This is a genomic window from Parasphingorhabdus sp. (genome assembly GCF_049667325.1).
Lineage (GTDB): Bacteria > Pseudomonadota > Alphaproteobacteria > Sphingomonadales > Sphingomonadaceae > Parasphingorhabdus.
In genome coordinates this window covers 1-7328 of record NZ_JBATHY010000218.1, presented here as the reverse complement: position 1 = coordinate 7328, position 7328 = coordinate 1, and the positions used below count along the sequence as shown (strand labels likewise).

At 58.9% G+C, this 7328-nt stretch carries 8 protein-coding genes; 5 read left to right on the top strand and 3 right to left on the bottom strand.

Features of this window, described 5'->3' with window-relative positions; genetic code table 11:
* Positions 1-191 precede the first annotated feature (191 nt).
* The 4 genes from WBM93_RS10010 (at position 192) to ribH (ending at position 3377) form a co-directional block, all read left to right on the top strand.
* A complete protein-coding gene (locus WBM93_RS10010; protein WP_424431448.1) occupies positions 192-644 on the top strand; it encodes a RidA family protein in 453 nt (150 codons plus the stop codon).
* Positions 645-749: 105 nt separating this feature from the next.
* Positions 750-1268, top strand: a complete 519-nt coding sequence (locus tag WBM93_RS10005; protein ID WP_424431446.1) for a flavodoxin domain-containing protein — start codon at positions 750-752, stop codon at positions 1266-1268.
* Between the two features lie 314 nt (positions 1269-1582).
* A complete protein-coding gene (gene ribB, locus WBM93_RS10000; protein WP_424431444.1) occupies positions 1583-2902 on the top strand; it encodes a 3,4-dihydroxy-2-butanone-4-phosphate synthase in 1320 nt (439 codons plus the stop codon).
* Positions 2903-2954: 52 nt separating this feature from the next.
* The gene (ribH, locus tag WBM93_RS09995) at positions 2955-3377 is read left to right on the top strand and encodes a 6,7-dimethyl-8-ribityllumazine synthase (protein WP_424431442.1); all 423 of its coding nucleotides are present in this window, start codon (positions 2955-2957) and stop codon (positions 3375-3377) included.
* 56 nt (positions 3378-3433) lie between these two features.
* Here ribH and WBM93_RS09990 read toward each other — a convergent pair whose 3' ends face one another.
* The 3 genes from WBM93_RS09990 to WBM93_RS09980 form a co-directional block, all read right to left on the bottom strand.
* Entirely contained in the window at positions 3434-3952 is a 519-nt protein-coding gene (locus tag WBM93_RS09990; RefSeq protein ID WP_424431440.1) for a hypothetical protein, read from the bottom strand.
* A 186-nt stretch (positions 3953-4138) separates the two neighbouring features.
* Positions 4139-4930, bottom strand: a complete 792-nt coding sequence (locus WBM93_RS09985; RefSeq protein WP_424431438.1) for a hypothetical protein — start codon at positions 4928-4930, stop codon at positions 4139-4141.
* An 88-nt stretch (positions 4931-5018) separates the two neighbouring features.
* Entirely contained in the window at positions 5019-6215 is a 1197-nt protein-coding gene (locus WBM93_RS09980) for a hypothetical protein (protein ID WP_424431436.1), read from the bottom strand.
* A gap of 192 nt (positions 6216-6407) precedes the next feature.
* On the opposite strand from WBM93_RS09980, the gene WBM93_RS09975 reads away from it, so the two are divergent.
* On the top strand, positions 6408-7304 hold the full coding sequence (locus WBM93_RS09975; protein ID WP_424431434.1) for an ImuA family protein: 897 nt from the start codon (positions 6408-6410) through the stop codon (positions 7302-7304).
* The last annotated feature ends 24 nt before the right edge of the window (positions 7305-7328 follow it).

Below are 7328 nucleotides of genomic sequence, written 5' to 3'. Positions count from 1 at the left end.
CTAATAGCGTATCGGATTGGATAAGGTTGCAGTCAAAGAAAAAACCGGGCGCTTCAATTACCGTAACTGCCGTCACGGGTGTAGCCGTTCTGCATTGGTGCAATTATCTGATTGATGTCGCCATCATTCCGGGACTACCATGATTTCCATTGGAAAATGGCCAAAGACAGAAAGGTTTTCTCATGCGCCCATTGGCTTTCTTGACACTATTTGCCGCCCTGACCTCCGGCGCTCAGGCGCATGAACCCGCGACAGAGGGCGAGGCCGCAGAGATACGCTATATTGTAAACGAAGACATGAAGCAGCGCGGCCTGCCCTTTTCCAGTGCGGTCGAAGTGGACGGATTGATCTTTCTGTCGGGCACTCTGGGAACGGTTCCCGGCGGAGAATTGGCTGCCGGCGGTATCGGTCCGGAAGCCCGCCAGACGATGGAGAATATCAAATCCCTGCTGGCCAGCGAAGGTCTGGGCATGGAACGTGTGGTCAAATGCACCGTGATGCTCGCCGACATCAAGGAATGGCTCGCCTTCAACGCCGTCTACGTCGATTTTTTCGAAGACAACTACCCCGCCCGCAGCGCCTTTGCCGCGAGCGGCCTGGCATTGGGCGCGCGGGTTGAAGTGGAGTGTATTGCCAAAAGGTGATGGGGAAGGCGTGAGGGTTTTAGGATTGTTGCCACTGTCACCGTAATTGACCTGAATTGCGTAATTGCACTGCAACTCTAACATAGCGTGCGGAGGCAGTTAACAATGAACGGCGCAATATTCTACGCAACCCGATATGGCAGCACGGCGCAATATGCCGAATGGATTTCCGAGGCGACCGGAATATCATCGTTTGACGTGAACAGGGCTGATGCCGATCCGTCTCATTACGACTTCGTCGTCATCGGTGCCCCGGTTATCTACCACAAGCTCGCGATCCGAAACTGGGTCAGGCAGAAAATGGCGACTTTAAAAACCAGGCCAGTCCTGTTTTTTACCGTTTCCGGTGCCCCGGCAGGGTCAAAGCTCGACGGCTGGATCGCCAACAGCCTGCCCGGGACGCTGATCGAGCGAATGCATCATTTCGCCCTTCTTGGCCGACAAAACCCCGGGGACCTGTCCCGGTTTGATCGCATGATGCTGATCATCGGAGGCCTGAAGAACCGTGATCGGGTAGCGGGAAAAGAGGAGCTGGAGGGTTTTGACTATATGGACAAGGCTAGTATCCAGCCGATAGTGAAGGCGATACAGCAACTGCAATCGAGTGACGGGGTAAGAAATTAAGGAATGCGGCAAATCCACGGCATCAAATTTGGGATCAACCATCTAGGCGCTTCAAACCACAAGCCCCCGCTTTCCTACATCACCCCACCAGTGCTAAAACGCGACTATGAACAAAACGCCCGCACATCCGCCTCAAAACCAGCCCATTGGCCGCTTCTATCAACCCCCAGATTTTCAATATTATAACCCTGTAAACTGTGTAAAGTTTGAAATTATATTTCGCCGCGATGTGCAACCAATGTGATATTGGCCCTAGACCAATCACACTACAATGTGATATCTCCGTCTCAACATCACATCACAAAGGCGAGTCCATGAGCAAAATCCTGATCGAGCAACTGACCGAACTGATCGAATCCGGCAAGGAAAGCCGCGCCGGGCTGGCCCGGGCCGCCGGTCTGCACGCCAACAGCCTGCGCCGGCTGGGCGAAGAGGACTGGAACCCGACCGCGGAAACGCTCGGCAAGCTGGAATCTTATCTGGCGCGCGGCGGGGCTTCGGTGATGGCTTCGGCGGAAGAGATTATCAACGAGGCGCGCAACGGGCGGATGTATATATTGGTTGACGACGAGGATCGCGAGAATGAAGGCGACCTGATCATCCCGGCGCAAATGGCGACCCCCGACGCGATCAACTTCATGGCCAAATATGGTCGCGGGCTGGTCTGCCTGGCGATGTCGCGGGACCGGGTCGAGGAGCTGGGCCTCGACATGATGAGCCAGAATAATCGCGGCGCCTATGAAACCGCCTTCACCATTTCGATCGAGGCGCGCGACGGCGTCACCACCGGGATCAGCGCCGCCGACCGCGCGCGCACTGTGGCGGTGGCAATCGACCGGACCAAGGGCAAGGAAGAGATTGTCACCCCCGGCCATGTCTTTCCGTTGCAGGCGCGCAACGGCGGCGTGCTGGTCCGCGCCGGCCATACCGAAGCGGCGGTCGATGTCTCGCGGCTGGCCGGGCTCAACCCGTCCGGCGTGATCTGCGAGATCATGAAGGATGACGGCGAGATGGCGCGGCTCGATGACCTGATCGAATTTGCCCAGCATCACGGGATGAAGATCGGCACGATCCGCGACCTGATCGCCTATCGCCTGCGCTATGACCATCTCGCCGAGCGCGGCACCGAAGCGACGTTCAACAGCCAGTGGGGTGGCGAGTGGAAGGCGATCACCTTTTTCAACACCGCGACCAAGAGCGAGCAGCTGGTCCTGCAGAAAGGCCATGTCGATCCGGAATCACCGACGTTGGTAAGGATGCACGCGACGGCAATTTTCGGCGATATATTCGGTCAGACCGGTCCGCAATCCAGGATGCTGGCAGAATCGATGAAGCTGATCGGCGAAGCGGGGGCCGGGATCATCGTCTTCATCAGCCCGCGGGTGGACAATTTCTTCTCCAGCCAGATGACCCGCCTGACCGGCCAGAAACCGCCCGAGATGGATCAGCTGCGCGACTATGGCGTCGGCGCGCAGATTCTCACCGAACTGGGTGTCCATGATATGGAACTGCTCTCCAACACCAGCCATGAACTGGTCGGGCTGGATGCTTACGGCCTCAGGATTGTCGGACAGCGTGCGATACCGTGCGGTGATGCTCGCGCGGAAACCGGCGTGCTGGAAGCGGCAGAATAATCATCACCCCTCCTCTTCAGAGGAGGGTCTCTAGAAATGGAAAGAACATAAAATGGCAAAATTCCTGATCGTCGAAGCGCGATTCTATGACAAGCTCAACGACATGCTGATCGAGGGGGCGGTCGATGCTTTGAAAGCGGCGGGACACGAATATGACCTGATCACCGTGCCCGGTGCACTGGAAATCCCTAGCGCCATCTCGATGGCGATCGACAGCGATCGCTATGACGGCTTTGTCGCAATCGGCGTGGTGATCCGCGGCGAAACCTATCATTTCGAAATCGTCGCCGGCGAAAGCGCGCGCGGGATCATGGCGCTGACCATGGACGGTGCGGCTATCGGCAATGGCATTTTGACGGTCGAGAATGAAGATCAGGCGCTGGCGCGGGCTGACAAGAGCCGCAAGAACAAGGGCGGCGAGGCGGCCCAGGCCGCGATGGCGATGCACGAGCTGGCGATGAAATTCACCGCCTGAAGAAAGCATATTGGCGGCGGCAGGCCGATATGCCCGCCGCCGCCAAGACAAAAGGCTTATTGCGTGCCGGCGAGCGCGGCTTCGAACTGTTCTTCGGTCATCGTGATCGAGACACCGTCGGCTTTGGCCATGAACGCAGCGACCGGCAATTTCACCGGCTGGCCGTTATGTTCGACGGTGACATAGTCGGCATCGCTTTCCTGAATGGTGCCGATAACCGCAGCGCCGGTGACCGATTTCACTTCGGTGCCCGGGGTCAGGCTGGCGAGCAACTGGGCTCTTGCGTCGGCGGCGGCCTGTTCTACGGCGGCATCGAGATCAGCCTTGGTCATCATGATCGACAGGCCGGTCTCTGCTTCGGCAAAGGCGTCGGGCGCGAGCGCAGCTTTGTTCGTGCCGGTATCCACCACCACGACGCCAGCGTCTACGAAATCCACGGTACCGACATCAGCGCCATTGGGGCCGACAACCTTCATGCCCACTTGAGCTTCGACAGTCGGAGCGGCGTCTTGCGCCAGGGCCGGTGTCGCGGCAAGCAGCGCAGCGCCGGTCAAGAGGGTCAGAAAATTCTTCATATCATACTCCTAAAAATTACAAAAAATGGCGATCGATCGCCGCTGGCTTCCGCGCTAAAAAGCGATGGCCGGATTTGTTAAGGCGATTGAGGCGAGGCGAGCCATGAGCAGGGCAGAAAGAGACCGTGTCACGATTAGCGTAATGATCCGCCGGAAGAACTGATCTTGGCAAATCGCTTCCGGTTATCACTCCGGCTTGGTCAGCTTCAGGACAAAGCGGTCGGTCTTGCCGCGTACCGCTGGGTCAAAAACATTCTTGCCATGATCATCACCCTCGCCCGCGAGCAGATCATCATCGCGTTCGACGGCGAAACCCGCTGCCTCTGCCACCGCTACTGCTAGCGCCGGATCAATCCGGTGGCTGGCCGTGTTGTCGCCATCAGGATCACCGACATGGTCAATCACCCCGAACGTCCCGCCCGGTCTCAGCTTGGCCTTGACGGCAAGCAACATGCCGGTCGCCGCGGCTGCCCCGTAGCTATTGTAGACATCATGAAAGTTGAGCGCGGTGATCGCCACATCGATACTGTTGTCGGGCACGCCGAGATCGGCGATTTCGCTGTTCAGCCTTTCGATCTGCGGCAGATCATTGGCAGCGAGTCTTGCAGTGATTTCCGTTTCATAAGCGCCATCGCGCAATTGCAGCGCCGCCGCCGGGTTTTGGGCATAGACCTTGCCTTCCGGACCGGTGGCGATTGCCGCCGCGACGCTGTACCAGCCGCCGGATGCAATCAGGTCGAGTATGGTGTCGCCCGGTTTCAAGCCGAGAAAGGCCAGTACTTCTGCAGGCTTGCGGCTGGCATCGCGCGCCTTGTCCTCGTCTGACCGGCCTTCTGCCGCGGTCAACTCCGCATTGGTGGCGGCCACATCAATGGCTGCACCGGCATGTCGTTCGTGATGTTCCATCGCCTGAACCGGCATCGAATTAGCCGCGATCAGGGCGAGGGAACTGGCGAAGGCAAGCGAATATCTGTTCATGGTCTGGCATCCTGCATGGTTGATGGCCGGTTATCCTGACCCCATATTACGCGATCGACCTGATACTGCAAGCGACGGAGCTGGCCGGTCAGCAGGTCTTGCCCAGAAGCGCGCCCATCATCGAAGGTTTGCACGGTTTTTTCTTTGGCTGTTCGTTTTGGTCATTGTCCGACATGTCACCGATGCCTTCCATCCCCTCTCCCATCAGCAAGCTGGTCGTCGAGCGGTAGCGGGCACGGGCGGTCCATTCCGGATTCCACACGCCTGTCGCCGGTCTTGGCGGATAGGCGAAATTTGATTCCGGCCCGAAGGCGGTGAGATTGCCCATCATGAATTGCGGCGCGGCGGCCTTGACTTCGGCGGGGATGGTGCAGCTGGTCTGGGTCGGCGGCATCACGGTTTTGTCGGCAATCAGCCGCCGCACCGTTGCCGGTGACAGCCAGTCCCAAAGACCGCCGCCAAAATCACGGCTCATCGAGGACGACCACCAGACCATGTCACCCATTTTCTCGCCGGTCATTTTACCGCCCATTACCCATGCATAATAGCCGGTTGCAGCAGACACATTGTTCCAGTTCAGATTTGTCGCGCCGCCGGCTGCCGGTGATGACTGGGCGTTGAGCGGTCCCATGAAATCCTGATTCAGGGTGAATTTCATTTCCGGCGTATAATTGCCCGCAACCCTGTGCTCGCCCAATATGGAGGCATTGCTGTCCGGCATTTTCCCGGATTTCTGGTTGGGCCAGCTGCCATAGGTCTTGCTGTTGGTCCGGGTCAGCCCGCTTTCGACCGGCACCCTGGTCGAGAACAGCCCCGGCGGCATCTGGCCTGCCGCGACCTTGGCAAAATCGATCACCACCGGCTGACCCGGACCCGCCTTGGCACCGCAGCCCCAGAACAGCAGCAGCCGTCCTTGCGGACGTTCGAATTTTTCCGGCATGCGGTCTGATGGCTCCGGTGCTGATGTCACCGGCGTGATCAGCGGCAGGGATTTTCCGAGTCTCAAGCCGGCATCGGGGAAGTGATCGGCGCTGGCTGCTCCACCGGTCGGGGCGAGACGGGAGCCCAGTCGCAGTTCCAGCATGTGGGACGGTTTGGCCTTGCCGCCAAACATCATCGACATGGCGCTGCCGATTCCACCGGTCATCCCGCCAAATCCGGTAACCGTTCCGATGTCCATTTCATATTGTGCCTTGGGCGGATTGGCAGTTTGTGCCTGGCTCAGGCTGCCGGGTATCAGCAACAGGCTTGCCAATAGGGCGCTGTTGGAAACAATCGAATTCATTGCACATCTCCCGAAAAGGAACTTGCGACTCGAATATATTTGCGGCTCTTGTTTATTCCGATTTTCGATGCCGGAATAGCGTTATTTTTCATCGACCTGATGGTTTTGTGAAGGCGGCACATAACCAAAAATCATGCAGAGACTGCAGTCTGGCTTGACCTGATTTCAATCTTCACTAAACTAGAACAAATCATGAACAATATCGATTCGGATTCGGGGCGGGCTTTCGGGCCTTCGCCGGTCAACCCTTCTGCTGTGCCTCTGGCAATACCAGCAAAACCCTCTGTCTTGCGGGCGCGTCTCGCCAAGATACTGGCGGCGTCTGGCACAAGGACGGCAACCGTCGATGGCGCGCCCTCGCATTTCACCTTCGGGGTGGAGCGGATCGACGCCGCCTTGCGCGGTAACGCGGGGGCCGACGGCCTGCCGCGCGCGGCGCTGCATGAACTGCATGCGGCGAGCAAGGATGACCGCACAAGTACAGCGGCGATGGCGCTGCTGCTGGCCCAACGTTGTCGGGAGGAACGCCCTGTATTGTGGATCAGCGAAAGCGGGGAAGCCAGACGGCAAGGCAGGCTCTATCCGCCGGGACTGGCGGAGCTGGGAATTGATCCGGACAGCATCATCCATGTCGATGCGCCGGACAGCATCGCCGCGCTGCGCGCAGCCGCCGACGGCGTGCGATCCTCGGCCATGGGAGCGGTGATCATCGAACTGTCGGGCAAGAGGCCCAAGGGCCTCGACCTGACCGCCACCCGCCGCCTTTCGCTATCGGCACAAAAGTCGGGTGTGCTCAGCCTGTGCCTGCGCTCCGGCAGCGATCCGGAAAATCCTTTGCCGACCGCTGCCTTCAGCCGCTGGCAGATCGCGGCGGCACCTTCGCTCGCACTCGAGGCCAATGCTTCGGGCCACAGCGCTTTTGATATCAGCCTGCTGCGCCATCGCAGCGGTCTTTACGGGCTCGGCGCCCGACTGGAGTGGAACCGTGACCAACAAATCTTCCGCGAGCAGCAGAACACGCCGGACATTGGCGCTGTTCCTGCCCTATCTGCCGTCGGAGCGGATCATCAGGGCACACGGGCCGCCTGACCATCCGTTTGCGCTGACCGAGAA

What these genes read in the sequence shown, in the direction of transcription:
- WBM93_RS10005 (WP_424431446.1), top strand. Translation starts at nt 750, where the DNA reads ATGAACGGCGCAATATTCTACGCAACCCGATATGGCAGCACGGCGCAA.
- ribB (WP_424431444.1), top strand. Translation starts at nt 1,583, where the DNA reads ATGAGCAAAATCCTGATCGAGCAACTGACCGAACTGATCGAATCCGGC.
- ribH (WP_424431442.1), top strand. Translation starts at nt 2,955, where the DNA reads ATGGCAAAATTCCTGATCGTCGAAGCGCGATTCTATGACAAGCTCAAC.
- WBM93_RS09990 (WP_424431440.1), bottom strand. Translation starts at nt 3,952, where the DNA reads ATGAAGAATTTTCTGACCCTCTTGACCGGCGCTGCGCTGCTTGCCGCG.
- WBM93_RS09985 (WP_424431438.1), bottom strand. Translation starts at nt 4,930, where the DNA reads ATGAACAGATATTCGCTTGCCTTCGCCAGTTCCCTCGCCCTGATCGCG.
- WBM93_RS09980 (WP_424431436.1), bottom strand. Translation starts at nt 6,215, where the DNA reads ATGAATTCGATTGTTTCCAACAGCGCCCTATTGGCAAGCCTGTTGCTG.
- WBM93_RS09975 (WP_424431434.1), top strand. Translation starts at nt 6,408, where the DNA reads ATGAACAATATCGATTCGGATTCGGGGCGGGCTTTCGGGCCTTCGCCG.